24 protein-coding genes and 4 pseudogenes are annotated in these 24,402 nt (G+C 35.3%); 22 read left to right on the top strand and 6 right to left on the bottom strand.

The features are described 5' to 3' along the window. The 3 genes from AB7942_RS27320 to AB7942_RS27310 all read left to right on the top strand — a co-directional run. Positions 1-299 (top strand): VOC family protein (locus tag AB7942_RS27320; RefSeq protein ID WP_369449288.1); only part of this gene is annotated, 299 nt, incomplete at its 5' end. 242 nt (positions 300-541) lie between these two features. After that, the gene (locus tag AB7942_RS27315; RefSeq protein ID WP_369449287.1) at positions 542-1,006 is read left to right on the top strand and encodes a CBO0543 family protein; all 465 of its coding nucleotides are present in this window, start codon (positions 542-544) and stop codon (positions 1,004-1,006) included. 604 nt (positions 1,007-1,610) lie between these two features. Continuing rightward, complete coding sequence (locus tag AB7942_RS27310) at positions 1,611-2,165, top strand: CBO0543 family protein (RefSeq protein ID WP_369449286.1); 555 nt, start codon at positions 1,611-1,613, stop codon at positions 2,163-2,165. A 260-nt stretch (positions 2,166-2,425) separates the two neighbouring features. On the opposite strand, the gene AB7942_RS27305 is transcribed toward AB7942_RS27310, so the two are convergent. Next, positions 2,426-3,661 carry an IS110 family RNA-guided transposase gene (locus AB7942_RS27305; RefSeq protein WP_369449285.1) on the bottom strand — a complete coding sequence of 412 codons (1,236 nt, stop codon included), beginning with the start codon at positions 3,659-3,661 and terminating at the stop codon, positions 2,426-2,428. A gap of 327 nt (positions 3,662-3,988) precedes the next feature. Between AB7942_RS27305 and AB7942_RS27300 the strand changes: the two are divergent. Next, a pseudogene (locus AB7942_RS27300) lies at positions 3,989-4,727 on the top strand (HTH domain-containing protein); the annotation flags it as partial. A gap of 4 nt (positions 4,728-4,731) precedes the next feature. After that, positions 4,732-4,854, top strand: a pseudogene (locus AB7942_RS27295) (IS3 family transposase); the annotation flags it as partial. Between the two features lie 63 nt (positions 4,855-4,917). Here the strand turns inward: AB7942_RS27295 and AB7942_RS27290 are convergent. Next, positions 4,918-5,748: a tyrosine-type recombinase/integrase gene (locus AB7942_RS27290; protein ID WP_369449284.1), complete on the bottom strand. Its 831-nt coding sequence runs from the start codon at positions 5,746-5,748 to the stop codon at positions 4,918-4,920. Positions 5,749-6,030: 282 nt separating this feature from the next. Here AB7942_RS27290 and AB7942_RS27285 point away from each other — a divergent pair, with 282 nt between their 5' ends. Genes AB7942_RS27285 through AB7942_RS27275 form a run of 3 tightly spaced genes read left to right on the top strand, consistent with a single transcriptional unit; the run spans position 6,031 to position 8,035 of the window. Next, positions 6,031-6,513, top strand: a complete 483-nt coding sequence (locus tag AB7942_RS27285) for a DUF2975 domain-containing protein (RefSeq protein ID WP_018392447.1) — start codon at positions 6,031-6,033, stop codon at positions 6,511-6,513. Between the two features lie 11 nt (positions 6,514-6,524). Continuing rightward, entirely contained in the window at positions 6,525-6,740 is a 216-nt protein-coding gene (locus AB7942_RS27280; RefSeq protein WP_017153334.1) for a helix-turn-helix domain-containing protein, read from the top strand. 47 nt (positions 6,741-6,787) lie between these two features. Beyond that, entirely contained in the window at positions 6,788-8,035 is a 1,248-nt protein-coding gene (locus AB7942_RS27275; RefSeq protein WP_369449283.1) for a DUF4153 domain-containing protein, read from the top strand. 1,580 nt (positions 8,036-9,615) lie between these two features. Here the strand turns inward: AB7942_RS27275 and AB7942_RS27270 are convergent. Then, positions 9,616-10,833 carry an IS110 family RNA-guided transposase gene (locus tag AB7942_RS27270; RefSeq protein WP_369449282.1) on the bottom strand — a complete coding sequence of 406 codons (1,218 nt, stop codon included), beginning with the start codon at positions 10,831-10,833 and terminating at the stop codon, positions 9,616-9,618. Between the two features lie 394 nt (positions 10,834-11,227). Between AB7942_RS27270 and AB7942_RS27265 the strand changes: the two genes are divergently transcribed. The 4 genes and pseudogenes from AB7942_RS27265 to AB7942_RS27250 all read left to right on the top strand — a co-directional run. Continuing rightward, positions 11,228-12,424 (top strand): FAD-dependent monooxygenase, encoded by a 1,197-nt coding sequence (locus tag AB7942_RS27265; protein ID WP_369449281.1) that lies wholly within the window; start codon positions 11,228-11,230, stop codon positions 12,422-12,424. Between the two features lie 396 nt (positions 12,425-12,820). After that, positions 12,821-13,099 (top strand): hypothetical protein, encoded by a 279-nt coding sequence (locus AB7942_RS27260; protein ID WP_369449280.1) that lies wholly within the window; start codon positions 12,821-12,823, stop codon positions 13,097-13,099. 409 nt (positions 13,100-13,508) lie between these two features. Further along, the gene (locus tag AB7942_RS27255) at positions 13,509-14,153 is read left to right on the top strand and encodes a formylglycine-generating enzyme family protein (protein WP_369449289.1); all 645 of its coding nucleotides are present in this window, start codon (positions 13,509-13,511) and stop codon (positions 14,151-14,153) included. A gap of 255 nt (positions 14,154-14,408) precedes the next feature. Continuing rightward, positions 14,409-14,651: pseudogene (locus AB7942_RS27250) on the top strand (GNAT family N-acetyltransferase); the annotation flags it as partial. A 47-nt stretch (positions 14,652-14,698) separates the two neighbouring features. On the opposite strand, the gene AB7942_RS27245 reads toward AB7942_RS27250, so the two are convergent. Beyond that, the gene (locus AB7942_RS27245; protein ID WP_369449279.1) at positions 14,699-15,574 is read right to left on the bottom strand and encodes a MerR family transcriptional regulator; all 876 of its coding nucleotides are present in this window, start codon (positions 15,572-15,574) and stop codon (positions 14,699-14,701) included. A gap of 120 nt (positions 15,575-15,694) precedes the next feature. On the opposite strand from AB7942_RS27245, the gene norA reads away from it, so the two are divergent. The 7 genes from norA to AB7942_RS27215 all read left to right on the top strand — a co-directional run bounded on the left by norA (position 15,695) and on the right by AB7942_RS27215 (position 21,056). Beyond that, complete coding sequence (gene norA / locus AB7942_RS27240; protein ID WP_369449278.1) at positions 15,695-16,888, top strand: multidrug efflux MFS transporter NorA; 1,194 nt, start codon at positions 15,695-15,697, stop codon at positions 16,886-16,888. Between the two features lie 232 nt (positions 16,889-17,120). Next, on the top strand, positions 17,121-17,606 hold the full coding sequence (locus AB7942_RS27235; protein ID WP_369449277.1) for a DinB family protein: 486 nt from the start codon (positions 17,121-17,123) through the stop codon (positions 17,604-17,606). 306 nt (positions 17,607-17,912) lie between these two features. Beyond that, complete coding sequence (locus tag AB7942_RS27230) at positions 17,913-18,407, top strand: DinB family protein (protein WP_335712518.1); 495 nt, start codon at positions 17,913-17,915, stop codon at positions 18,405-18,407. A 412-nt stretch (positions 18,408-18,819) separates the two neighbouring features. Further along, positions 18,820-19,467, top strand: a complete 648-nt coding sequence (locus AB7942_RS27225; protein ID WP_369449276.1) for a DUF7010 family protein — start codon at positions 18,820-18,822, stop codon at positions 19,465-19,467. 389 nt (positions 19,468-19,856) lie between these two features. After that, positions 19,857-20,366: a tetratricopeptide repeat protein gene (locus AB7942_RS27220; protein WP_369449275.1), complete on the top strand. Its 510-nt coding sequence runs from the start codon at positions 19,857-19,859 to the stop codon at positions 20,364-20,366. Between the two features lie 88 nt (positions 20,367-20,454). Continuing rightward, positions 20,455-20,553: a hypothetical protein gene (locus tag AB7942_RS30625; protein WP_483310930.1), complete on the top strand. Its 99-nt coding sequence runs from the start codon at positions 20,455-20,457 to the stop codon at positions 20,551-20,553. Between the two features lie 146 nt (positions 20,554-20,699). Next, positions 20,700-21,056: a CBO0543 family protein gene (locus AB7942_RS27215; protein ID WP_369449274.1), complete on the top strand. Its 357-nt coding sequence runs from the start codon at positions 20,700-20,702 to the stop codon at positions 21,054-21,056. A 270-nt stretch (positions 21,057-21,326) separates the two neighbouring features. Here AB7942_RS27215 and qacH read toward each other — a convergent pair whose 3' ends face one another. Together qacH and AB7942_RS27205 are read right to left on the bottom strand one after the other, a co-directional pair. After that, on the bottom strand, positions 21,327-21,704 hold the full coding sequence (gene qacH / locus AB7942_RS27210; protein WP_369449273.1) for a quaternary ammonium compound efflux SMR transporter QacH: 378 nt from the start codon (positions 21,702-21,704) through the stop codon (positions 21,327-21,329). 2 nt (positions 21,705-21,706) lie between these two features. After that, positions 21,707-22,255: a TetR/AcrR family transcriptional regulator gene (locus AB7942_RS27205; protein WP_369449272.1), complete on the bottom strand. Its 549-nt coding sequence runs from the start codon at positions 22,253-22,255 to the stop codon at positions 21,707-21,709. A gap of 64 nt (positions 22,256-22,319) precedes the next feature. On the opposite strand from AB7942_RS27205, the pseudogene AB7942_RS27200 reads away from it, so the two are divergent. From AB7942_RS27200 to AB7942_RS27190, 3 genes and pseudogenes are all read left to right on the top strand, one after another. Continuing rightward, a pseudogene (locus AB7942_RS27200) lies at positions 22,320-22,783 on the top strand (hypothetical protein); the annotation flags it as partial. A 426-nt stretch (positions 22,784-23,209) separates the two neighbouring features. Continuing rightward, positions 23,210-23,905, top strand: a complete 696-nt coding sequence (locus AB7942_RS27195) for a YjjG family noncanonical pyrimidine nucleotidase (RefSeq protein ID WP_369449271.1) — start codon at positions 23,210-23,212, stop codon at positions 23,903-23,905. Between the two features lie 152 nt (positions 23,906-24,057). Next, entirely contained in the window at positions 24,058-24,255 is a 198-nt protein-coding gene (locus AB7942_RS27190) for a hypothetical protein (RefSeq protein WP_369449270.1), read from the top strand. The last annotated feature ends 147 nt before the right edge of the window (positions 24,256-24,402 follow it).

Below are 24,402 nucleotides of genomic sequence, written 5' to 3'. Positions count from 1 at the left end.
TTAATGATGTTAAAACGGCATGTGTAGGATTGGGGATGCCAGATGGTCAGGCATGGATAGAGCTAGTCAAATTTTATACGCCGTCAGATGAAAAAGATATTCAGCAACCTTTTACAAATATGCTTGGTATCCGACATATTTGCTTTGCTGTTGAAGATATTGAAGCTATTGTTGCAAAATTGAAAAAGAAGGGCACAGAAATCTTTAGTGAGATACAGCAATATGAAGAAAGTTATAAGTTATGCTACGTTCGTGGTCCTGAGGGAATTATTTTAGAGTTGGCGGAGAAAATCAGATAAATATTGAATGGGGCTTTAAATGATTTAGATATTCAACTTTAAAGATTTCTTCTTAAACTATCGGTGCGTTAGTTTAACAAGCTAAAGGCAGCAATTATAATCAATATCTTGATCTTCCGCAATCGGGCGCTTTTCCGGAAAGCGTCTTTTTTAATGGGTTTTATGCAATTGATAAAATCTTTGATCTTTACTTTGGTTATACTCATTGATAAGCAAAGTAAAGATAGGGGGGTATTTTATCTATGGAAAGAATAATATTGTGGTCACTGCTCATAATCGGGATCACCCTATTGTTTTCTAGTTTAAGAAAACCACCAATCAAAAATTGGATTTTAATTTTTTCATTGGCCTCTTGTTTTTCAACGTTTTTTGGTGTTCTTGTTGTAGAAGAGAAAATGCTCGAATATCCCGTGAGATTTTTAAGTAACTATTTTAGTTCCAGCCTTCTTTATGAATATCTTCTATTTCCAGTTGTTTGTATTTACTTTTATCAAACGACTTATCGTTCAAGATATCTCAACATTGTTCTACAATGTATTTTGTACACCACTGTTTTAACGATAATTGAGTTTTTTTTTGAAAGATATACCGAATTAATTAAATACCATACATGGACATGGATATACACATTTATAAGCACCTTTCTTCTAATGATGTTTATCCGTTTCCTTATGCAATTGATAAACAGGAAGGAAAGAGATATTTAAGGAATCTCCATTGCAAGGTTTACCATTTCTTTATCTATCTATTGATTTTCTTTTAATAACTAAGAGCCATTTTTGCTCTTTCGCATTTTTCAATATTCCGCAATCGGGCGCCTTAATTGAATAAAAATATTGATTAGTCAAGAAATGATAATTTGATGAGGTTAACAAAATGTATGAATTTAAAGAAGAATCTGAAAGAAGAGAAAAGCGATTTAAGGCTTACCTATTTGTATTTATTATCACTGTACTAATAAGTACATTCATTGACCTATTCGACTTGGGAATAGAAAAGGTTTCAATGCATCGAATAGTCATAAGTCTTTTAGTTTATTCTATTATCTTCTATTTTGCTTTGCGTAGGAAGTTATGGGCTAACTTAATGATTAAATTTTTTGTATGGCTAAATATCTTCATATTTTTTCTTATTTTTACGGTTAAAATCTTAGGATTATAGCTCGAAATATTATTTATTGTTATTCCGTAATAGGGCGCATTACTTCAATAAGGAGTAGAGCCTTTTCTTGTTCCATTAACGAAGCAGTATAGTGGAATAATGAAGGGCAAAGACTAACAATGATTATAGGATTAGGAAGGTGGAAATTCGATGACCTACCAAGAAGGTTTAAATCAAATAGATAGAGCAACTCAAGAACTTACAAAATCAAATAAGTTAATTGTTGAGGCCATTACTGACGCTTTTTTATTTACGTGGCAATGGTGGATTGCCGTAGCGCTGATAGTTGTTCCTTGGACTATTTGGGTGATATATCGAAAAAGAGAAAGTTCAGCTCGGATTTTTTCTGCTGGTTTAATGGTAATGGTATTATCGGAAATCCTTGATACTTTTGGTGTGAGCTTTGGAAAGTGGGCTTACCCAGTAAAAGTCGTACCTGTAGCAACAATTAATTTTTCCTTTCGACTTTCCGTGTTGCCTGTGATATTAATGTTGTTTTTGCAATTTAAGCCAAGGTTTAATCCGTTAATTAAAGCTATTTTGTATGGTGGACTTGGTGCATATGTAGGAATGCCTGTCTTGGCTATGATTGATTTATACAAGAAAATTGATTGGACTTATACTTATTCATTCTTTATTCTAACTTCATCTTATTTACTGGCTCACTGGTTTAGTAAAAGGGAATCTTTTGAAAAATTCAACTAAGTAAAGACTAAGTGTAAAATAGCCATATTCTTGTGGTGCAAACGAAACAGTTGGTAATTCACACTACTTATAATAATTTAATGCTATGTATTGAATAATGATTGTGAAATATTTAACTTAAACTAAACCAGCTAATAGTTTGTCAACATTTTTCAATAAAAACTAATATTTTTTTATGATATACTAAAAATGTGCATGCCAAATAACCTTCCTAAATACAACTTTTGGAAGGTTTTGTATTGTTTAGTTTTATTTATTATTTAAGCTAGATCTTGGAAAGTTGAGTTGCTTTTTAATATTGCATAAATCCATTGTAAAAGCTTGTTCGCACAGGCAATTACAGCTACTTTATAAGGCTTTCCTTCTTTACGTTTCTTATCATAGAACTCTCGTAACCTCTTGTTGCGTGGAATGATATCTTTGGTTGTTTTCTTTTTTCGACAATCACGAATGGCACATTTAACGGCTAAATATAAGGCACGCCTAAGCCTACTAGACCCTCTTTTTGTTATTCTATTCACTGTTCCTTTGAACCTTCCTGATTCAAAGATACTAGGGTCGATTCCGGCAAATGCTACAAGTTTTTTAGGATGAATAAACCGATCTATCTCACCAATTTCAGAAATAATGGTTGCCGCGATTTTTTCTCCGATACCAGGGATGGATTGGATAATCTTATATTCTATAAGTTCTTTTGCTAAAGCATCTATCTCAACTTCAAACACAGATAGGTGCTTTTGGTATTCTAAAAGCATATTGATATACATTTTAAGGGTTAAAATATGGCTTTGATATAAGGTTTTCTGAAAAGGATTCCGTGCTGCTGCAGCTATAAGTTTCTTTGCTTTTACATCCGCCCACCTTCGAGAACGACTTTTACAATGAACCTTGATTCTAGTTGCTATGGTTTCTTCATCAGCTTCTAAGACATCGTTAGATGTAGGATAATCTAATAAAGTTAGTAAAGAAACAACTGAATATAAATCCCCAAAAACACCTCTATACTCAGGGAAAACCTGATCAAGAACTGCTTGAAACTGTAGCTTGGTTTGTACAAATATTCCTGTTAAGTTTTCGTGTTGTCTTGTTAGATTACGAAGGTTTAAGAGTTGAATTCCACGTTTTTTATATGGCTCTAAATCCTCTTTATAGTACATTTCACAGAGATGATTTGCATCGATTATATCTGTTTTTACTTTCCGTAAACTCGAGCTCTTGGCACGATAGGAGATGAGAGGATTAACTATAATTAATAAATAATCTCTGTCCTCAAAATACTGAACAACCGGTGTATGATAATGTCCTGTAGCTTCCAGAACAATCGGAGGTTTAACCCCTGTTAAGTTCTCAATTTCTCTTAAATATTGATGTAACATATCTAATCCCTCAAGGGTATGTGATACTTTAAAACTATTTTTGTAAGGTTTTTTCTTATCCAAGAAAGCTTGTACCTGACTTTCACCTTTTGCTACATCCAGACCAATGACTGGATTCATTCTAAATCTCCTCCTCTAATAATTAAATTCACCGGTACCCCTAATTCCTTCTTGCAGTATCATAGCTTCGCTTGTTATACGAGATCAAAGTCCCAACCAGCCTCAATCATGTTTCTACAAGTAGGGGGCGAACTGTTTAGTTTACGGGATCCAAGTCCCACGAGTGCTTACGTTCTACCCCGGCTACCGTTATAATAAAACCAAATAAAAATTGGTCAACCAGAAATATAAACTGTACCCGATAGAGTAGACACTAAAAAAAGGTCTGCCCTATCGGGTACTTTTATGTATAATGAATAAAAAATGTAAGAATCGGAGAATAATCCTATGTCAAAAAAACTCTTCACTGATAAAGAAATAAAGATCCTTTCTAATAATCCTTATGTCAAATCTGTAAGTACAAAAGGAATTACCTACACTGATGAATTTAAAAGGATTTTTATATCTGAAAGTGTGAGTGGAAAATTACCACGGCAGATTTTTGAGGAGAATGGTTTTGATGTTGATATCATTGGTATCGTTAGGGTACAAAGAGCGGCTTATAGATGGCGTGTAGCTTATAATGAATCGGGAGTATTGGGACTTCGAGATACACGTAAAGATCATTCTGGGAGACCGATTAAAAGAGAGCTTAGTTTAGAAGAAAAGAATGCAAAATTAGAAGCTCAAATCCAATTGTTGAGGGCTGAAAATGAATTACTAAAAAAGTTAGAAATGATGGAAAGGGGGCTGGAGAGAAACGAGTAAAAGTAACTGCTGAACAGAAGTTCCTTTTAATTCGTACAGTAATTGAAAAGTATGATCTTAAGCATATGGTGAGTTTCTTATGCGAAATATCTGGAGTTTCTCGTTCAGGTTATTATAATTATTTTTCTCCGAAATCTCAGGAAAATAGAGAACGCCGTGAAAAAGAGGACTTAATTTTAAAAGGAATATTTTAAAGGCGTTTCATTTTAAACGACGTCATAAAGGTGCTCGCCAAATTAAGATGACTTTAAAAGGGCAGTTTGATATTAAATATAATATTAAACGAATCCGAAGGATTATGAAGAAATATAAGATTGTAATTTGAGGAATTAAAAAAGAGAATCGAAGAATATATCAATTATTATAATAACAAGCGTATAAAGCAAAAATTGGCAGGCATGAGTCCGGTTCAATACCGTATCCACACCAGCCAAATAGCTGCTTAATATAAGACTCTAACTTTTGGGGGTCACATCAGTGAGATGCGTTGCTTATTTATTCTAAGAAAACTACCTATATAATTCCTGCCTGATGCTTCCGCTTAACTGGGCATATATCCGGGTGGTTTCACTTTTTTCATGACCTAATAGGCTTTGAATAACATCTAGAGGTGCTCCATTATTCAATAAGTGGGTTGCATAGCTGTGCCTTAGTTGGTGCGGATGAATGTCTTTGTTAAAGCTGGCGCGGTTTGAAATCCGCTTAATAATGTATCGCATCTGGGCAATGTTCATTCGATGAGGATCCCGTTCCGTGACAAAAATAGCAGTGTCCCTGTCTTCACGATTATCTAGGTATCGTTTTAACCAAATTTCGCAGCGGATATTGAAATAGACTTCCCGTTCCTTATCGCCTTTACCTCTGATAATGGCGGATCGGTTCGACCAATTAATTCTGCCTCTATCTAAGGTAACAACTTCACCTATTCGGCATCCAGTGGAGAACATGAATTCAAACAGAGCCTTTTCCATTGGGGAACAACAGGCATCCCGTAAATGTTCAATTTCCATTTCGGTCAAAAATTTAGGAATTCGTTTCCCGGTTTTAGGTTCTTTTATTTTAGCTGCTGGGTTTTTGGGAATATGCCCTTCTTCATGAGACCATCGAAATAATGATTTCATAAAACGAATTCGATGAGCCAAACTTGCAGGCTTAAGGCTTTCACTTGATTTTGCTAAATAAGCTTTTAATTGATCCGTAGTGATCGTATTAAGTTGAACATCATTAAAAAAGCGTATAAGTAAGCTGGACTGTAGTTTATATGCTTTTAATGTTTGCGGTGAAAAGCCTTCAATACGTTTATCAGATTCATACGTTTCCCAAGCTTGAGATAATAACAAGTTCATCTCTCCCCAAAAAATTCTTTTTTTCAGGAATTATTGACCTGTTTCACGAAATTGAAACGGCGGTTCTTATTAAGCTAAAGGAGCAGTTTAGCTGTACAAGTTATAAATTTAATGGTTTAAAGTTATAGAGCATTTCTTTGAATGAGGAATACTTTTTATTTTTGCTTAAAACAAAAATCTACAATAAAAATGTTATTCAAATTAATAAAAATTTATTGTAAATCGATAAAATATATATTAAAATCAAAATCATAATAAATAAGTGAGGTGCTTTTTATGGAAAAAGTAACAACGTTGTTTTTAAAAATAGCTGTTATTCTTTTAGGAGTCCCAGTTCTTGCTCTGTGCATCTTTTTGGTGCCTGAGATGGCGAATCTTGCAGCAAAATTGCTTCCAGAGTTTGCTTTTATAAAATATCTCGTTTTCATCGCTTTTGATGCATCGGCGATACCTTTTTACTTTGCTTTGTATCAGGCTTTCAAACTCTTACGCTATATTGACAAAAATAAAGCTTTCTCCGATTTATCTGTAAAAGCTTTAAAGAAAATCAAATACTGTGCCATCACAATCAGTATTTTGCATGTGCTAGTTTGGCCGCTCTTCTATATCTTTGCGGAAGTAGACGACGCACCAGGAGTTATCTTTGTCGGATTGGTTGTTCCTTTTGCTTCGATGGTTATCGCAGTCTTTGCGGCTGTTCTCCAAAAACTTTTACAAGAAGCAATTAATATCAAATCAGAAAATGATTTAACGGTCTGAGGTGAATAACAATGGCAATTATAATCAATATTGATGTGATGTTAGCAAAAAGGAAAATGAGCGTAACAGAACTTTCGGAGAAGGTTGGAATAACAATGGCGAACCTTTCTATATTGAAAAATGGAAAGGCAAAAGCGATTCGATTATCCACTTTAGAGGCAATTTGTAAGGCTTTAGAATGTCAGCCTGGAGATATTTTAGAATACAAAAGTGACGAAGACAGTTAAACATATTAAGGAAACTTAACATAACAATTGTTAGGGGAGGTAAAACTATGGACATTAACAATTTGATTATTGAAAATATTGCTAACCCTCATGAGCTGGAGAGAATGTATAGAAAAGACCCGAAAACTTTTAAAAAGTCATTCTCACACGCATGGGAACAAAATCCTGATTCTCAGGTTCTTGGCGTTTGGTATGAAAGATTGCATTTCAAGGAGACGGCAAATACAGAAAAATCTTCCTTGCTTCAGAAAGGTTTCTTATTCATGGGCATTTTAGCCATTCTGGCCGGGATAAGCACCAGGATCATTTTCCATTTTGTCGAACAGGAAGCAATTGCTCCAATTAACCTGGCTTTTGGTATATTTCCCTTTATTGCTGCCTATTTTGTTTACAATAATACTCCGAAAAAAAGTGTTATTTATTCCCTTGCAGCGTTGTTCCTAATTTCCGGGTTTTATCTGAATATGCTGCCATTAAATTATAAAGACAGTATTATCCTTGCTTATTTACACCTTCCCATATTCTTATGGGTATTGGTAGGGCTTGCATTTACAGGAAATGAATATTCAAAAGGCAGTACAAGATTAGCCTATATTAAATTTAATTTGGAATATTGTATTCTCTACGCCAGCATGGCAGTTAGCGGAATGGTACTAGCAGCATTAACCATGAAGTTATTTAGCTTTGTTGGCTTGGATATAGAAGACTTCTATTTTAGTAATGTCGTTTTATTTGGTGCTGCCGCTCTCGCTATTGTGGCTGCATACCTGGTATCAATGAATCTTAAACTTGCTAAGAATATTACACCATATATAGCTAAAATTTTTAGTCCTCTTGTCCTGGTCACATTGTTGGTCTATCTTATAACGGTTATATGGGTCGGAAAAAATCCATTCTTGGACCGCAATTTCCTGATAGCCTTCAACGGAATACTCCTTGGTGTATTGGCTGTTACCATATTTTCCATTACCGAGAGCGACTCAGACGCGAAAAAGAACATTTCAGATTTTATAAATTTTGCCTTAATTGTTCTTGCGCTTATCATTGACAGTGTGGCTTTGTCAGCCATCGTGTTCAGACTTTCTTCTTATGGGATTACGCCTAATAGACTTGCTGTTTTAGGAGTAAACATACTTATCTGGGCAAATCTAATTTGGATTATGCTCTCATATATGCGTTTTCTACAAAACAAATCCGGACCTTCAACTATCCAAGATGCCGTTACTAAGTATATGCTGGTCTACGGTCTTTGGGCAGCTTTCGTTACATTTACTTTTCCTATAATTTTTAATTAGAAAGGCTCTGTTAATGTAACGAAAAGCTAATCTTTTATAACGTATAAAATCCTTAGAGCCGATATTATGCAGCTTTTTATACAGAGTTGCATATTTTTGGCTTATTTTCATTACTAAAGTTAAAAAGAGGGTATTCAAACTAGAAGACATAATATATTGTTGCAACTGGATTCTTTAAAATATGTCTAGTTTCATGTGCCCAACGAAAAAGGACTTCATGAAACGTATTTGATAAGCTAAACTTGCAGGTTTTAAGTTTGAGTTTGATTTAGATTAAATGTGAAAAGATGTACTTACACTAAAGGGTGCGATAGTTGAACAATACCACCCAAAGACTAAAACAAAGGTTACTTTTGTAGTGGATTTCAAAAAACGGGTATATTTCCAATAGTTTAAAAAAATCTTAATAAATATTTTACCCAATAAAAAAAGAGCCAACTAGCTCTTGCTTTAGTTCGTATCAGCCCCACCTACGCTAAATACTATGATGGCCACACTTACCATCCAACCCAGTATAATTATACATTAAAATGTTTACATATACAATGTATATACATATACTAATATATTCCATTTTAAGTTCAAGTTTTGTTCAATAAATCCTGGATGTTTGCTGGGTTTATTCACAGATCATCTACAGACAAGGATGCAAAAATAATATAATTTTAGATAAAAACTTTTAGGATGTGTTAATTGTGAAAAGTATTCCTGTAATTTTTGAAGGCAAAGAATATATTATGCTTATTCAGTACGCATTTGGCTACTGTGAAATTATGAAACAGGGAGAACCCAATCATAAAATCGTCTAAGGGACGGTCATTTTTTTGTTATTGTGCTAACGTGGCAGGTTACTTTAAGAATGATTATAATTGAATAAAGAACTTAACTCAGAGGTGTTGCTGTTTCTTAATTAAGGAGGTATATGATGAAGTTTTTTATAAAGTTAAATATTATTAGTGCCTTATACGCTATAGCGTTGTTTATAGCAATCGAACTCATAATAAATGTATCTCATATTAGTATGTTAACTGGCTGGGAATGGGATAATGTTTACATTGTAATTGCTGCTATTAATGTTATTGGACTTCTACTTTCAACAATTTTATTCATTTACTTAACAAAAAAATGGACTATAAGTAGAAAATACAGCTATTTGTCACTCCTTTTGTGGGTACCATATTTTATTCTTTTTTTCTCTTTTTTCCCTGTTGTTTTTCCTATTAATGTAGGAGTAACACTATTTCCGAGATTTAGCCTTCTGATTTATGGGTCTGTCATTCTGTATCCAGTTTACATATTATTTATTAATCTATATGCTTCACCTCTAAGTACAGATTATGAGGAAATAAGGCATTAATAATGCAGGTCACTTTTTGCAACTTATTCATCTCGCTTATTGAATTAAAGGGTGCTTTAGTTTAACAAAGAGTCGTAGCTGCGGCTCTTTTTCTTGTTCCACTACTATGAAAATAAACTTCTTTGATTTCGGTAAAATGGCAATACTAAAGAAGACGCAGCTAATTCATTTTTTTTTAAGAGAGCGCCTGATCCAAGGATATTTTACCGAATATATTTATGGATTAGGAGGCTTCCGTTATTGTCACGGTGTAACCTAAGTTTTCTAGTCTCTGTACAGAATGCCGAACAATTGAACGTTCTTTTTGTTTATCAAAATAGTCTTCACCTAAATCAACATACATCTCTTTTCGAGTTAAGAGGTAATATACAATTCTCAACATGGCGTGAGCGACCACGATTCCTGCTCGTTTTCTACCTTTTCGTGCGGCTGTACGTCTATACAGTTCGCCCAGATAGTTTTTAGATGCTCCAACTGAATGAGCTGCTTCTGTTAATGCGGATTTTAAATACTTATTTCCTTTTTTGGTTTTAGATGATTTCCTTTTACCTGCGCTTTCATTATGACCTGGTACCAGTGCTGCCCAAGAACATAAATGTGAAGAACTAGGAAATTGCTTTTTAATATTTGTTCCGATTTCAGCGAGAATTTGCTCAGCCATCCGTGTAGCGATGCCGGGAATTGAATCTAATCGTTCTATATCTTCTTGATAGGAACTTACTCTTTGGGCGACCTCTTGATCTAACATTTCGATTAGTTCACTTAGGAAATCAATGTGCGTTAAAATAGTTTTTAACATTAATCGTTGATAAGGGTTTACATACCCTTTAAGTGAGATCTCAAGTTCATCTTTTTTTCGTTTCAATGACCGTTGAGCGAAGTTTGCTAGTTTCTCAGGATCATCTTCACCATCTGCAATTGCACGAAGCATATTTTTCGAAGAAACTCCCATAATATCAGAAACAACCGATCCCAGTTTGATATTCGCTCCTTCTAATACTTTTTGAATACGATTGTGTTGTCTCGCACGTTCTTCAATAATACTCCTACGATAGCGAACAAGTTCTCGTAACTCACGTTGATTTCGATCTGGTATGAAACTAGCTTTGAGTAATCCATGACGTAGAAGTTGGGCAATCCATTCCGCATCTTTGACGTCTGTTTTACGACCTGGGAGTGCTTTCATATGTTGAGCATTTACGACTAAAAACTCAATTCCTTCGGACTCAAGTAAATTAACAACTGGTTTCCAGTAAACACTTGTACTCTCCATTGCAACGTGGGTACACCCGTACTCCTTAATCCAATCAATTAGTTTTAATAAAAAAACAGTTTTAGTTGAAAAGGTTTGGATCTCCTTTCCTTCTGGGGTCATAATACAGGCAGTAATATTGTCCTTATGGACATCCATACCACATGCTCGTTCAATGATTACATCCATTGAAAATTTCCTTTCCACGGCTACTATTTTTAGAGGCTGGTGCAACAACCAGAATAGGATTAATCTACTATGAGTGCTTCCCGTAAGGGAGCGACAGTCTGTGATGCACCGAGGTCGTTGGAGTCAGACTAACGGATGAGCTCTAACGCACCATAGTGTATCGACCTTCCTCTCCCAGCCGTAGAATTATTGTTGACACTTTTAAACAATTTTCATTCTCTGTGGTGCAGCGCTTGCGCTGCATGGGTGGCTAACGGGGCAGGATAGTTGAACATTAGTCTCAGCTTTTAAAATTAAATTCCTATTATTTTGTTGTCCTAAATAAGTAAAATCGTCCGTAAATATACTGTGGATATGTTAAGACTTTAATTAGGATAGGAGTGAATAGGCAATTATGAAACAAACAATGCGCGTCCTTATTTCTGGTGCAAGCATTGCCGGTCCGGCACTCGCTTACTGGCTTCATCGTCATGGATTCGACGTGACTGTAATAGAACGTGCTCCAGCATTGCGCGCGGGTGGTTACGGGGTTGATATCCGTGGTGCAGCCATTTCCGTGCTTATGGGGATGGGTATACTCGATCAAGTTCGTGCAGCTGACACGAACATGACTGGTGTTTACTTTGTGAACAGCAAGTGGAAGATCCAAGGTCAAATAAGCGAAGCAAGTATGGGGAACCAGCAGGGTCTGGACATCGAAGTCATGCGAGACGATCTAAGTAACATTTTGTACGATTTAACCAAGGATACTGTTGATTACATTTGGGGCGATTCGATTACCGCTATAAATGAGACTGAAGCTGGTGCAGAAGTTCAATTTATTCATGGGAAGCCACAGACATTTGACCTTGTCATCGGTGCAGACGGGCTTCATTCTAATGTACGCGCCTTAACTTTTGGAGATGAAGCACAGTTTAAACGGACGCTTGGCTGTTATATCTCGATTTTCACTCTCGAGAATTACCTCAACCTCGACCACCGCCAACTGTTATATACCATACCAGGCAAAACTGTAGGTTTGTATAGCGCTCGTGACAATACCGAAGCAAGGGGTATGTTCTTGTTCCAATCAGAGGCATTGAAGTACGACCGCAATGATACAGAATCTCAAAAGAAACTAGTAGAAAATGCCTTCTTAGGCGATTCAGGTTGGGAAACCTCGCATCTACTCAAAACCATGAAAGATGCTACAGACTTTTATTTTGACGAGGTTTGCCAGATTCACATGCCGACATGGTCAAAAGGGCGGATTACATTGGTAGGCGATGCGGCGTATGGTCCATCTCCTCTATCAGGTCAAGGATCTAGCCTGGCGCTTGTCGGGGCTTATGTATTAGCTGGTGAACTTAAAGCTGCAGATGGCGATTTCGCCCGTGCTTTTGTTGCCTACGAACAAAAAATGAGAAAGTTTGTCGAGAAAAATCAAAAAATAGGACTAATAGCTGCCGGGAGTATGATTGAAAAATCAAACTTCAAAATCTTTCTACGCAATTTAATGTTGCATATACCCCCGATTATGCTCGTACAATTTAAGATGATTTCAAAAATGATAGCCAAAGCTGCTAACGGCATCGAGCTGAAAGATTATTGATTTGGATTTATTGGTTGGAGGGGTACTACCAACAAGTGACACGATCAAAAAAGGCTGTCTATTTTCAGTAACCATATAAAATCCGAACAATTTTCTGTTTAGCCAGCTAAGCGCAAACATGCCCTTAAGCCCTTTAAAAATATTTTTAGTCTTCCGCAAGCCGGAGCGATTCTTTAGCAAGGATCGCTTTCTTTATTAAGTTAAACAATAGGCGGCAGCGGCTGCTCTTTTTCTTTATAAATCTAACGTGGCAGTTTATAGTAGAGCAGTTGCTGATTAATTGGTAAAAAATCTATTGAGCAATTAATAGTTTGAACCTTATAAATTAATGAGGTATATTTATTATAAAATTTTCAGGTAATGGGAGTGTTCTATATGCTGAGATGTGCCTGGTGCATGAAAAAAATTAGTAATAACAAACCAGTATTTGGGTTAAGTGTTAAGTTTGTAGAAGGTGTAGATTACACCGAAAGTGAAGGGAAAATAATACAAATAGGAATCCGTACACGAAACACTAGTGTTCCTTTGATTGTAACAGCGAGAGAATCAGAAGCCAAATTACAAGGAACTGATGGTATATTTGCTTTATGTAGTGAGAAATGCGGAAAGAAAATGAAGGACACCTTAACTAAGGAAATAGCAATTTTTAAAGAATTTAAAGATATTGCTCTTTAATAATATTGAGAGTTTAAACATAATTATTTCTGTTTAGATTGTGCGTTTCTATTAATATAGGCGCTTTTTTATTAAGGGGGCTGGTTGAACAATACGATACTTTTCAAAGAGGTATCGTTTTTCTTATTAAGTTAACGAGGCAGTTTAGTGGAAGAGTCCAGATTGAACTTTGTACAGCAATCGGGCCATTTTCTTGAATAACACTCAATAAGGAAATTGGATATTTATGTTAAAATATATAAAAGATTTTGAAAAAGTGTACTCAAGCTAATGAAGCAGTTATCTGAAAAAAAACAACGTATTTTTTGTATTGATTTAATGGTTCTAAACGAGGTGAAGTTTGTAAAATCAAATTCAATAGGAGGAAGGTAGAGTGTCAAATGAAACAAAGAGTTACATTGACTATCCAATGGCAAAAATTCCAGGAGGAGAAATAGATTTAAGAGACGATAGAATAAAAAGCAAATGGAAAGCTGAAATAAGACCGTTTCTTCTTGGCAGGTATCCTGTAACTATGAGTCTGTACTATGCTTTTACAAATAAATCACCTAATTCTTTTGACGGAGAGCTAAAACCGGTTGTGAATATTTCTTGGAATGATGCAATTTCTTTTTGTAATCTACTTTCACAGAAAGCTGGACTAAAAGAGTGTTATTTTATAAGTAATGATGGTGAAAACATTATTTGTGATTGGGAATCAGACGGCTATCGACTTCCTTCAGAAGCAGAGTGGCAATATGCATGTAAAGCAGGGACTACTGGTTATAGATACGGAGAGCTTGATAAGATTGCCTGGTATAATGAAAATTCAGGTGGGAAAATCCATGAAATAGGAAGAAAGGAACCGAATGCATGGGGTCTGTATGATATGTTAGGGAATGTTTGGGAGTGGTGTTGGGATTTATATGATGAACAAGTGTACGGCTCCTACCGAATTTTTCGAGGTGGTAGCTGGGCTGAAGAGGCTAGGGGTTGTGGGGCTTCGTGTCGTCGTCGTAGCCATCCGTCATTTTGCATTGAAGACCTTGGAATCCGTCTTGCCCAGTCTTTTTAAACAAACAAGCCAACTTTCGAGGTTATACAGCTCGACGAACGGAAATCATTAGTGCAAGAAAATAAGCTAATTTTAATATAAAATGTATAAGAGATTGTGAAGGTTTCTACTTAAACTATAGGGTGCTTGTGTTTAACAAAGGGTTGCTGCGGCGGCTCTTTTTTATTGAGCTAACGGTCAGGTTAGTTCAACAAGAAATTACTTAAATGATAAAATTAAATTAATGTGATTTTTACATAAGTAGGGGGTAATAAAATGAAAATCCGTTTAGTAAAAGGTTCAGACTATTATACTATATCTCCACTAATCAATCAGTGGTGGGGTGGAAGAAATATGTCTGATATGTTACCAAAATTGTTTTTCGACCATTTTACAAATACAAGTTTTATTGCAGAAAAGGATGGGCAAATTGTAGGTTTTCTTATTGGATTTCTCTCCCAATCCGAATCAAATGAGTCATATATTCTGTTTCCTGAAATCAGGATGGACCCCAACAAAGTGAGTTTAACAAGAGTTGCTTAATGTCAAAATAAAAAAAGCTTGGGTTAAATTTTCCTAAGCTCATCTATACAAGAATTATTGTAGAATAAACTCTCTATTCGATCGACTTGTATCATAATTTTGGTGACGTAATGTTCCTTATGATTCATTACAACTGTATCATAAATATACTCTTCAAAAACATAATCACCTAAGCCTAAATTTAAACGTTCCATCTCTGAAAAAAGTCGCTTATATGTTTTATGTATTGTTTTCTCATCTCCTATATGATATCCACTGAGAAAATCACCCTTAACACTTTTAAAATACGGATATCCTTCCTTGGGATTTGGTTGCTCAATATATAAATAGCTATAATTAGTGAATTCTCCCTTTAATACTTGCTCCCTTTTCGTTATAACACCTATTGGATATCCTGTATCAAGTTGTGATACGTTCAATTCATTAATAAAATCTGAAACGACCTCTACAAATTCTTCATCGGTTATATTTTCAATATTTCTACTTAAATAAAGTGTTGCTTCTGGTAATTGTTCAAGCGTAACTTGATGAAAATCAAGGTGTGACGCTTCTTCCATTAATGCTATTTTTGCCTCGATAATTTTTTCCTTCGATTCAATCTCCTGACGTTTTTTCATAATCTCTTCTTTTTTTTGATACATTAAAGACAAAAAACTTTCAGGCGATTTATTTTGCGTATATTGTTGAATAGCGTTTAGCGACATACCAAGATCCTTTAATAAATCAATAACAAAGAATAGATCTATCTGGCGAATTGAATAATATCGGTAACCTTTTTCATTTCTCAATACCGGAGACAAAAGCCCTATTTGATCGTAAAAAAAAAGTGTTTGTTTGTTTACTTTGCAAAGCTTCGCGAATTCACCTGTAGTTAAATATTTTCCATTTTTTTTATTCATTTTTTACAGCTCCACCCTTGACTATATAGTTACTATATACACTAGGATGAAAATTGTAAACAAATGAAAACAATACAAGTAAGTTTGCGGGAATTAGTTTTGTTAAGGAGAATGTAAAAGATGAAGACTCATAAAGTCACCCTAGGATTATTATTAATAAATTTATTCATTGCCTTTTTGGGAATTGGTCTTGTAATCCCAGTCTTACCTACGCTGATGAATGAACTAGGCATTACTGGAACCACAGTTGGTTATTTAACAGCAGCGTTTGCAATTGCTCAATTGATTGTTTCACCATTTGCAGGGAAAGCAGCAGATAAATTCGGCAGAAAAATTATGATAGTAATTGGCTTATTTATTTTCGGCATCTCAGAATTTTTATTTGGGATCGGCAGAGAAATCGAAATGTTATTTATTTCTCGTATTCTAGGAGGAGTTAGTGCTGCCTTCATTATGCCAGCTGTTACAGCTTTTATTGCTGATATTACAAATCTTGATACTCGTCCTAAAGCACTCGGTTATATGTCAGCTGCAATTAGTACAGGATTTATTATTGGTCCTGGTATTGGTGGATTTTTAGCGGAATATGGAACACATATACCATTCTTCTTTGCAGGAGCACTTGGTACAATTGCGGCTATACTTTCTATTATTTTATTATCTGAGCCGAATCGTAAAGAGGATAATAATGAACAAGTCTCAGATGGTAAGATTGGACTCAAACGTATTATTGCACCAAAATATTTCTTTGCGTTTATTTTAATTTTTATTGCCTCATTTGGTTTAGCAGCTTTTGAATCGTTCTTTAGTCTATTTGTGGACCACAAATTTCAATTTAAACCATCCGATATAGCCATTGTTATCACAGGTGGTGCAATTTTTGGTGCAGTTTCACAAGTCATATTATTTGATAGACTTACACGAATTTGGGGTGAAATTAAACTGATTCGATACAGCTTAATATTATCAGCCTTACTTGTCTTTTTAATGACAGTTGTTCATTCATATTTCTCTATTTTACTTGTTACATTTATTGTTTTTGTAGGATTCGATTTATTCCGACCAGCAGTTACTTCTTACCTTTCAAATATCGCCGGGAACGAACAAGGTTTCGTTGGTGGAATGAACTCTATGTTTACAAGTTTAGCGAACATTAGTGGACCAATTCTAGGGGGTACATTATTTGATATAGATATTAATAGCCCTTACTACCTTGCGACTGTGATACTAGCTCTGGGAATAGTTATAACATTGTTCTGGAAGAAGCCAGCAAATCATTCTTCTAACGAAGTGAGGGCTAGTGTAGCTAATTAATTAAACTGAAATAAAGCCGACTAGTGTGAAACATTGTACTTACACTAAAGGTTGCAAGAGTTTAAAAAGGGGTTGTTGAGACAACTCCCTTTTTTGTTGAACTAACGTGGCAGGATAGTTGAAGAAGGAATTCAACTTATATTTGTAGAAATAGTAATATTTAACAATATTTAGTATTGCACTTATAGTATTTTTACAGTTCAATAATTTTCTAAAATGGGGAGGGGCTTTTTTGCAAATTTTTTTTAGATATAACTGGATGGTAAGAGAAGACTGGTATCGTTGGTGTGAAAAGTTAAGTGAAGAAGAACTTCTGCAAAACCGAACGGGTGGAATGGGAAGTATATTGCATACACTTTTCCATATAGTTGATGTCGAATGGAGCTGGATACGTCTTTTACAAGGTAAAACTGACTTTCAGGAGGGTTTTGATGGTTATAAAAACTTGAATAAGGTTCGAAAATTAGACGCTGAATTTCATTTAGAAGTGGAAAACTTTGTGAACAACTGGGATGCTAGTATGGAAAATCGTTTATTTTACGATACCTTACCTGATGGAAAAATTGTGACGGATACTTGGGGGGAAATCATGCGACATACCATTGCTCATGAAATTCACCATATAGGTCAATTATCAATTTGGGCAAGGGAAATCGGAAAAAAGCCTGTTTCTGCAAACCTTATTGGTCGGGGTCTTTCCTCTTACTCCAATAAATAATTCAAATAGAAATTCATTTAGTGGGTTTCTGTATATTTATGGGTGTGCTAATTTAAAAAGAATTAACTTTTCCTTGTTCTGCGGGGGATTCAGTTTTGAGGAGCAATTTGAGTTTGTGAAGAATTGTACTTAAAGTTACGGGTGCTTTTCTTAAAGATCTGGCTGCCAAAAAAGCAGCCTTTTCTTATTGAGCCAACGAAGCAGTTTAATAAGAACAGGACAATCAATATACTATGTAGAATATAATAAGATGACGTTGTATAAATATATAGAAAAAACAGTATATAAAAATTAGGAGTGTTGGTTATGGTTCATGCAAAAGATGTTTTATCGGATCAGTTGTTGGCAAATGCCAATGACCCTAGTTGGTACCTACCATTTTCAGATTCAGTAGAAAAATTGTCTGAGGAACATGCATTTTGGAAGCCAAACGAAGAGAGTAATAGTATTGCTGAAATTGTGCAGCATCTACTATATTGGAATCAAACATGGCAAACAAGGTACCAAAAATCTCACGTTGATGCTGTGCCTTCCATAGGAAATAATAATAACAGCTTTATTATTCCTGAAAACCATACTTTTGCTGACTTAAAGAAACAACTATTAGAGTTGCTTTTACGTTGGCAAGAGTTATTATCTGAAGAAAAAGTTGAGAGTGAAGTTAATGGTTTTCCTGGACACGTGAAATGGTGGGCAATACTCGGAAATGTGTCAACTCATAACGCATATCACATAGGTCAGATCATTTATATCCGGAAGTTGCAAAATAGCTGGAAAATAGATGCAGGAGAAGATGAATAAATAAAAGTTCCACTAGTGCCTACTTGAACTAAAGGGTGCTAAAGTTGAGGATCAAGCTGCCATTTGGTGGCTTTTTCTTATTGAGCTAACGTAAGCAGGTTAGCTGAAGAATAGTTTTCTGAGTCATCAACAAAAATAGGCCAGATTAGTGAAATAAGAGTAAGTAATTAATATTTGAATTAAAGGAAAAATTTTAAGATTCTTTAAAAATAGAAACAGATAAAAATAGGATACATATTTGCGATTACTTTCTCTAATGGTAAATTTTCCTTTGGAAAAAGGTATAAGGATGTAGCTAACGAAATATATAGACAAATAGGTGATTTTATCGAAGATATTCCAAAGAATGAGGATTACCAGTTTATTGTGGGTGCATTTTTTAGAATACAATTGAAAGAGGAGGAGTAATGATATGTCGCATACAATAATTCCCAGAGCTGCTGTGCGTGGGACAGCATCCGGAGTTCTCTTCATGGCGTTTTTCGGTACTCTGTGGGCGGGAATTGGTATAAGAGGATTGCAGGGCTGGGGATTCCTTTGGCTTTTGATCTTATCCCTGTTGATTGGTGTCTTACTGCTTATAGGCGGAATCAAATTGTTAAAGAATTCAAGAAGGTTATCAAACGCGATGATGGAAGGGGATGCTACCCGTCGTTCGAAACGAATGGGTATGATGTTCGGTATTATTTTTGGTTTAGAAGGCGTGTTGATTGCTGCCGCCAGCGCAATATGTAGTGCTACCAATCATTTAGATTTGTTTGTCCCTGTGATGGCCCTTATTGTCGGTGCTCATTTTTTTCCTCTAGCCCATCTTTTTCGGGTAAGAATCCATTATATTGCAGGTACACTCCTTTGCTTGCTTGCTACAATCACATTGCTAACATTACCTGTGAGAGTTACCTTGGGGCATCATCAAATTGAGGTATGGTGGGCAACTGTCGGATTTGGCTCAGCCCTGATATTGTGGGGAACCGGGGTCGCAGTTTGGCTTACAGGACTTAGACTGCTGAAAAGGGCTCCGAATGGATTCAAAGAGGATGTGGAATCTTTCCGGTTGTAATGCTCTCTTTGATTATTGAATTAAGTTATTGTTCTTCAACAATGTATGTAACTTGTCCCTATTTCCGACTTCTGGAGGGGTGCAAATAGCGCACAACAATTTTATTCAGCTAACGGGTGCAAGAGTTAAAGAACAAGGGCTGTGTGGATGCAGCCTTTTCTTATTGTACTAACAGTCAAGTTAGTTTAATAGTGCATTTTTCTTTGATCAACACCACCAAAAAAATCAATGGTCTATTTGATTATGAGTAACTGGAAAATTAATGTAGAATACGTGTGTCAAGTTCGGATGGATATTCCCCAGTATCATTTTGTCGGTTAATACAACCTATTTTCACACACGATTATGATAAGAGAATACCAGCAAACCAAGAAAGGTGTTGGAAGCAAATGATGCGAGTACGTTTGGCAGAAGCTATTATACTACGTGAAGATGGACGGGCCAAGCAAGATCCAGCTATTTTGGAGGAAGCCCGAACGCTCCTTTTAGACTTGGCAGCAGCCTACCCAGATGACGCTGAGGTCAATTTTCAGACAGCAGTGGCTCTTGACAATTCCGGATTAGAGATAGAGGCTATTCCTTTCTACGTGCGTGCTCTTGAGCTGGGGCTTTCTGAATCAGATCTTGAAAGAGCCTTACTTGGCTTGGGGAGCACTTATCGTTGTTTAGGATATTATAATCAAGCTGAGGAAACATTACGTCGAGGTGTAAAAGAATTTCCTCAAAACCGGGCCATCCAAGTTCATCTCGCGATCGCCCTGTATAATACGCAGGGTTACAAGGAAGCGATAGAAATCCTTTTGACCAATTTGATGGAGACAACTTCTGACGAAAAGCTTCAATATTTCAAACGCGGTATTGTATACTATTCGCAACACCTTGATGAAACTAAGAAATGATAAAGTCAACAAAACTACGATGGCCTTTTTTTATGTCGAATCCGGAAGAAACTGTTTATTAATCTACATTTCCTTGTTAAACTAACTGATGCAAGAGTTGAAGATCCAGCTGCCATTTATGGCGGCTTTTCTTATTGAGCTAACGTGGCAGGTTAGCATTCCTGTAGATCTTAAATATCAGGTTTGAAAAAAATAGAGCCCCTCAGTAAGATACGAGTATAGAGTCCAATCTAACTCAGAGTCTTAAGGAGGAAACCCTACTATGAATTTTAAAATGCAAGACAAACAAAATCAACTAATAGAAAGAATTTCCGATAAAGAGTTAAAGATCAGATGATGCTTCGGCAGCTTTTTTTGCTTGTTCCACTAACGAAGCAGTTGTATGGATTTTTCTCACACTATTTTATAGATGCAAAAACTATGCTTATTCTTTTTGGAATATACCCAGCAGCAACTATGCTTATTATTAATTGGTATCCCTTTAATCGTCCATTAATAAGTAAGGTATCTTATATAATTTGCTGGTCCGTGTTTTCTACTCTCTACGAATGGTTAATGGTGAAAATGGGATACATTTATCATGATCATTGGAGTATCTGGCTTTCTGCTGTTTCTTATCCTTTTTTATATGGGGCGTTATTAGGTAATCTAAAATTTATTCGCTGGTTAGAGAATGTAAAGAAGGTATAAGTTATATCAAAAAAATACGAATATAGAGTAGATTATTTTTAACTAAGGGGTGCTTGTATTTAAGTAAATGGTTGCTGTGGCAGTCTTTTTCTTTTCTTATTGTGGAAGCAAGATTGTGAATAAATGTACTTAAACTATAGGGTGCGATGTTTGAAGAAGGGTATCGGTATCTTAATTGACTAACGGGGAAGGTTAGTAAAAGAAGGACTGTTTAAAATACTATTAAATAAGTAAAAAAATCCTTCTCTTTATTAAGAAGGACTTTTTATGTCATTCCATTTTTTCATTGATTGTAATAGTTTCGCCTGCTCCATGACCAGATTCTCCATGTCCTGGTCCAAACAAATTCAATATTACAACTCCTACAAGAATCAGTATTATTCCTGTAATGCTAGCCATGTTAATTTTTTCTTTCCAAATTAAAACTGAAATGATAGTAGTAAAAACAAGACCCAATCCTGACCATATTGCATAAGCAGTATTTAAGGGGATTGTTTTCAGTGACAATGACAAAAAGAAAAAACAACCTACGAAAGCTATTATTAACCCTATTGTAGGAAAGAGTTTTGAAAATCCTTCAGATGCTTTTATTAAAGAAGAGCCAATAAGTTCCCCAACTATTGCAAGTGCTAAATATAGATAAGACATTGTTATAGTTCCTCCTTAATCATGTTTATTAGTTTATCAAAAACTAGCGTTTTTAGTTCTTCATTTAATGGTGCCATTCCAAATATTTCTGAGTACCATAAACCATCTATTGATAATCTTGCAATTGTTATTTTAACAGGGTCAATCCCATCATTTATTAATTTCGTATGCAAACTATCATATTTCTGTCGGAATTCATCTAATAAATCTGGATTAATAAACATTGCAGCCATTAATGCTGAATTTAGATTGTTGTTATTTAAATCTGAAAATGTAGAATTAACATAAGCCCTACTCCATTTTCCTATCTCTCTATTATCGTTATTAACCAACGTTATAATGCTTTCAAAATAATTATTTGTCCAATCTTCCACCATTCCTTTAATTAATGCTTCCTTGCTAGGATAATGGTATAATAATCCACCTTTACTCACTCCAGCCCTTTGGGCAACCGCCTCTAATGTGAGTTTGACAACTCCTTCTTCTTGTACAATTTCAGATGCAGCAATCAATATATTTTTTTTCTTATTAGCATGATTTGAAATAGACATAATGACCTCCATAATTTTTTATATATTAACTATACCGTCTGGACGGTTTTTTGTCGATCTAATGGATGCAGATGGACCTACGTGTATGTTCCCTTACGATAACATTCAGTTAAATATAAATTCCCCCCAAGTCTTATTAGAGAATTTTAAAAAGAGTCACAAGATTGATACCATTGCCATTTTACCTACATTAGAACCTATGGACCCACGAACAATTAATATAGGCATTTAGGAGTGGTGAATTTTTTATTTGAATTTGACCTAAATAAAAATAAGCACCCTATTCCAAATGCAAAAGACATAGTATCAGATTTTCAAAAAAGTGGTGTATTAACGAAAGGAATTTATAACATTGAAATCTTAGTAGATGATTCAAATCCTGATCATTTTGTAGGGAGAGATTTGGATACCTTAGCTTTATTCAAGGTGGATGAAAAGGGGAAATATACCATACTTGCGACGCCTAAAGTTGATGATTTAGAGGATTCTTATTTTTACAATGAAAGTGTTAAAAAGAATCAAAATTAAAAGTCCTATAAGTTGCGAATTGTATAATGTAACTAACGCATACGTTAGTTAAACATCAATGGACTGCTTCGGCAGCCTTTTTTATTGCACTACCATGAAAATAAATTTCCTCAGGATTAGAAAAAAACAATACTTAAGAAGACCTGCTCAATCGTTAAAAAAAGAGGAGAGCGTTAATTAATAAGTCTATGGATTAGGGTTGACTAGATTAAGGTCAGAATCAGTATTGACACTTCCTAACCATTTTCATTCTTTGTAGTGCAGCACTGATTGTGTGCTGCATGGATGGCTAACGGGGCAGTTTTTTCTTATTGCACTAAAGAAGCAGGTTAGTTGCACAAGGCATCCTACCTATACAGTATAATATTATGTAAAGAATTGAGATAAGTGTCCAAATTAGGTCGGTACCGATTAATGGAGGTAGTTATGAAATACGAAATCATATTGTTCGATGTGGATGATACATTGTTCGACTTCAGTTTGTCGGAAAAAAAGGCACTACATAAAGCTTTTGTAGAGTTCGGATTGCCTACGGGATTGGCGGAATATGAAGACAATTATAAAGAGATTAGCAAGGTATTATGGAGAGATTTGGAACAGGGGCTTACCACTTTATCAGAACTGAGAGTAGAGAGATTTAGAAGGTTGTTCCTTACGCAAGAGCTAGAAATCAATGCAGATACGTTTAGCAGTGTTTATCTTGGATATTTGGGCAAGGAAACACATCTTGTACAGGGAGCCGTTAAATTATGTGAAAATCTTGTCAGTTGTCGGCTGGCCGTTATAACAAACGGATTCAGGGATGTGCAGACATCAAGAATCGGGAGATCCCCTCTCTGTAATACTTTTGAGCAAATTATTATTTCTGAAGAGGCTGGATTCCAGAAGCCCGAAAAGGGTATTTTCGATTATGCGTTTTCCAAGCTTCAGGTTACAGATAAAGCTAAAGTGTTGATCGTGGGCGACTCTCTGACCTCCGATATTCAGGGGGGGATAAATTACGGGATTGACACCTGCTGGTTCAATCCAAATATAAAGGAAAACAATATAGGAATTAAGCCGACGTATGAAATCCGTAAGCTACCGTATCTTATAAATATTGTACTTAAGATGGAGAGTTAAGTGATTTTAAGCGATTGTGAATGATTGTTCTTAAAGGGTGCGATCCTTCAATAACAAGGGTCACTTTTTTCTTCTTCAAGTAACGAGCAGGATACTTCAAGAAGGATTTTCTAAATAATGTATAGAAAAGAATAAAAATAGGGAGTGGTTTTATGAATTATGAATATAAAGAGAAAGAAAAGAAAAATGGTCGATATGTTTCAATTAGGGATAAAGGTGAGAATTCATTGTTAGAAGTAGAAAGAAAAGGAAATCAGGTAGAAATAGTTACATATGTGCGTAATGAGAAAACAACCAAATTCACAATGCCAGTGGAACTTTTTGAAAAAATGTCCAAAGAAATGATTTAGGATTAACCCAATGTGTTATTGCATTATCGGGTGCCTTGAATTTAAGAAAGGGGGTTGCTGCGGCAATCCTTTTCTTATTCGACTAACAGGTTCTTGAAGAAGGAATACCATTAGAATGGATTGTAAGAAAATTCAAAAAGAGGGTAA

This window comes from Neobacillus sp. BF23-41 (genome assembly GCF_041106275.1).
Note: the sequence above shows the minus strand (reverse complement) of the source record. Positions and strands in the feature narration are given on the sequence as shown.

Bases quoted from the DNA above. Each gene is read 5' to 3' on its own strand.
- AB7942_RS27305 (WP_369449285.1), bottom strand. From the start codon at position 3,661: ATGAATCCAGTCATTGGTCTGGATGTAGCAAAAGGTGAAAGTCAGGTA.
- norA (WP_369449278.1), top strand. From the start codon at position 15,695: ATGAAGACTCATAAAGTCACCCTAGGATTATTATTAATAAATTTATTC.
- AB7942_RS27280 (WP_017153334.1), top strand. From the start codon at position 6,525: ATGGCAATTATAATCAATATTGATGTGATGTTAGCAAAAAGGAAAATG.
- AB7942_RS27245 (WP_369449279.1), bottom strand. From the start codon at position 15,574: ATGAATAAAAAAAATGGAAAATATTTAACTACAGGTGAATTCGCGAAG.
- qacH (WP_369449273.1), bottom strand. From the start codon at position 21,704: ATGTCTTATCTATATTTAGCACTTGCAATAGTTGGGGAACTTATTGGC.
- AB7942_RS27270 (WP_369449282.1), bottom strand. From the start codon at position 10,833: ATGGATGTAATCATTGAACGAGCATGTGGTATGGATGTCCATAAGGAC.
- AB7942_RS27205 (WP_369449272.1), bottom strand. From the start codon at position 22,255: ATGTCTATTTCAAATCATGCTAATAAGAAAAAAAATATATTGATTGCT.
- AB7942_RS27275 (WP_369449283.1), top strand. From the start codon at position 6,788: ATGGACATTAACAATTTGATTATTGAAAATATTGCTAACCCTCATGAG.
- AB7942_RS27225 (WP_369449276.1), top strand. From the start codon at position 18,820: ATGTCGCATACAATAATTCCCAGAGCTGCTGTGCGTGGGACAGCATCC.
- AB7942_RS27265 (WP_369449281.1), top strand. From the start codon at position 11,228: ATGAAACAAACAATGCGCGTCCTTATTTCTGGTGCAAGCATTGCCGGT.
- AB7942_RS27255 (WP_369449289.1), top strand. From the start codon at position 13,509: ATGGCAAAAATTCCAGGAGGAGAAATAGATTTAAGAGACGATAGAATA.
- AB7942_RS27285 (WP_018392447.1), top strand. From the start codon at position 6,031: ATGGAAAAAGTAACAACGTTGTTTTTAAAAATAGCTGTTATTCTTTTA.
- AB7942_RS27195 (WP_369449271.1), top strand. From the start codon at position 23,210: ATGAAATACGAAATCATATTGTTCGATGTGGATGATACATTGTTCGAC.
- AB7942_RS27215 (WP_369449274.1), top strand. From the start codon at position 20,700: ATGATGCTTCGGCAGCTTTTTTTGCTTGTTCCACTAACGAAGCAGTTG.
- AB7942_RS27315 (WP_369449287.1), top strand. From the start codon at position 542: ATGGAAAGAATAATATTGTGGTCACTGCTCATAATCGGGATCACCCTA.
- AB7942_RS30625 (WP_483310930.1), top strand. From the start codon at position 20,455: ATGCAAGAGTTGAAGATCCAGCTGCCATTTATGGCGGCTTTTCTTATT.
- AB7942_RS27260 (WP_369449280.1), top strand. From the start codon at position 12,821: ATGAAAAAAATTAGTAATAACAAACCAGTATTTGGGTTAAGTGTTAAG.
- AB7942_RS27190 (WP_369449270.1), top strand. From the start codon at position 24,058: ATGAATTATGAATATAAAGAGAAAGAAAAGAAAAATGGTCGATATGTT.
- AB7942_RS27230 (WP_335712518.1), top strand. From the start codon at position 17,913: ATGGTTCATGCAAAAGATGTTTTATCGGATCAGTTGTTGGCAAATGCC.
- AB7942_RS27220 (WP_369449275.1), top strand. From the start codon at position 19,857: ATGATGCGAGTACGTTTGGCAGAAGCTATTATACTACGTGAAGATGGA.
- AB7942_RS27310 (WP_369449286.1), top strand. From the start codon at position 1,611: ATGACCTACCAAGAAGGTTTAAATCAAATAGATAGAGCAACTCAAGAA.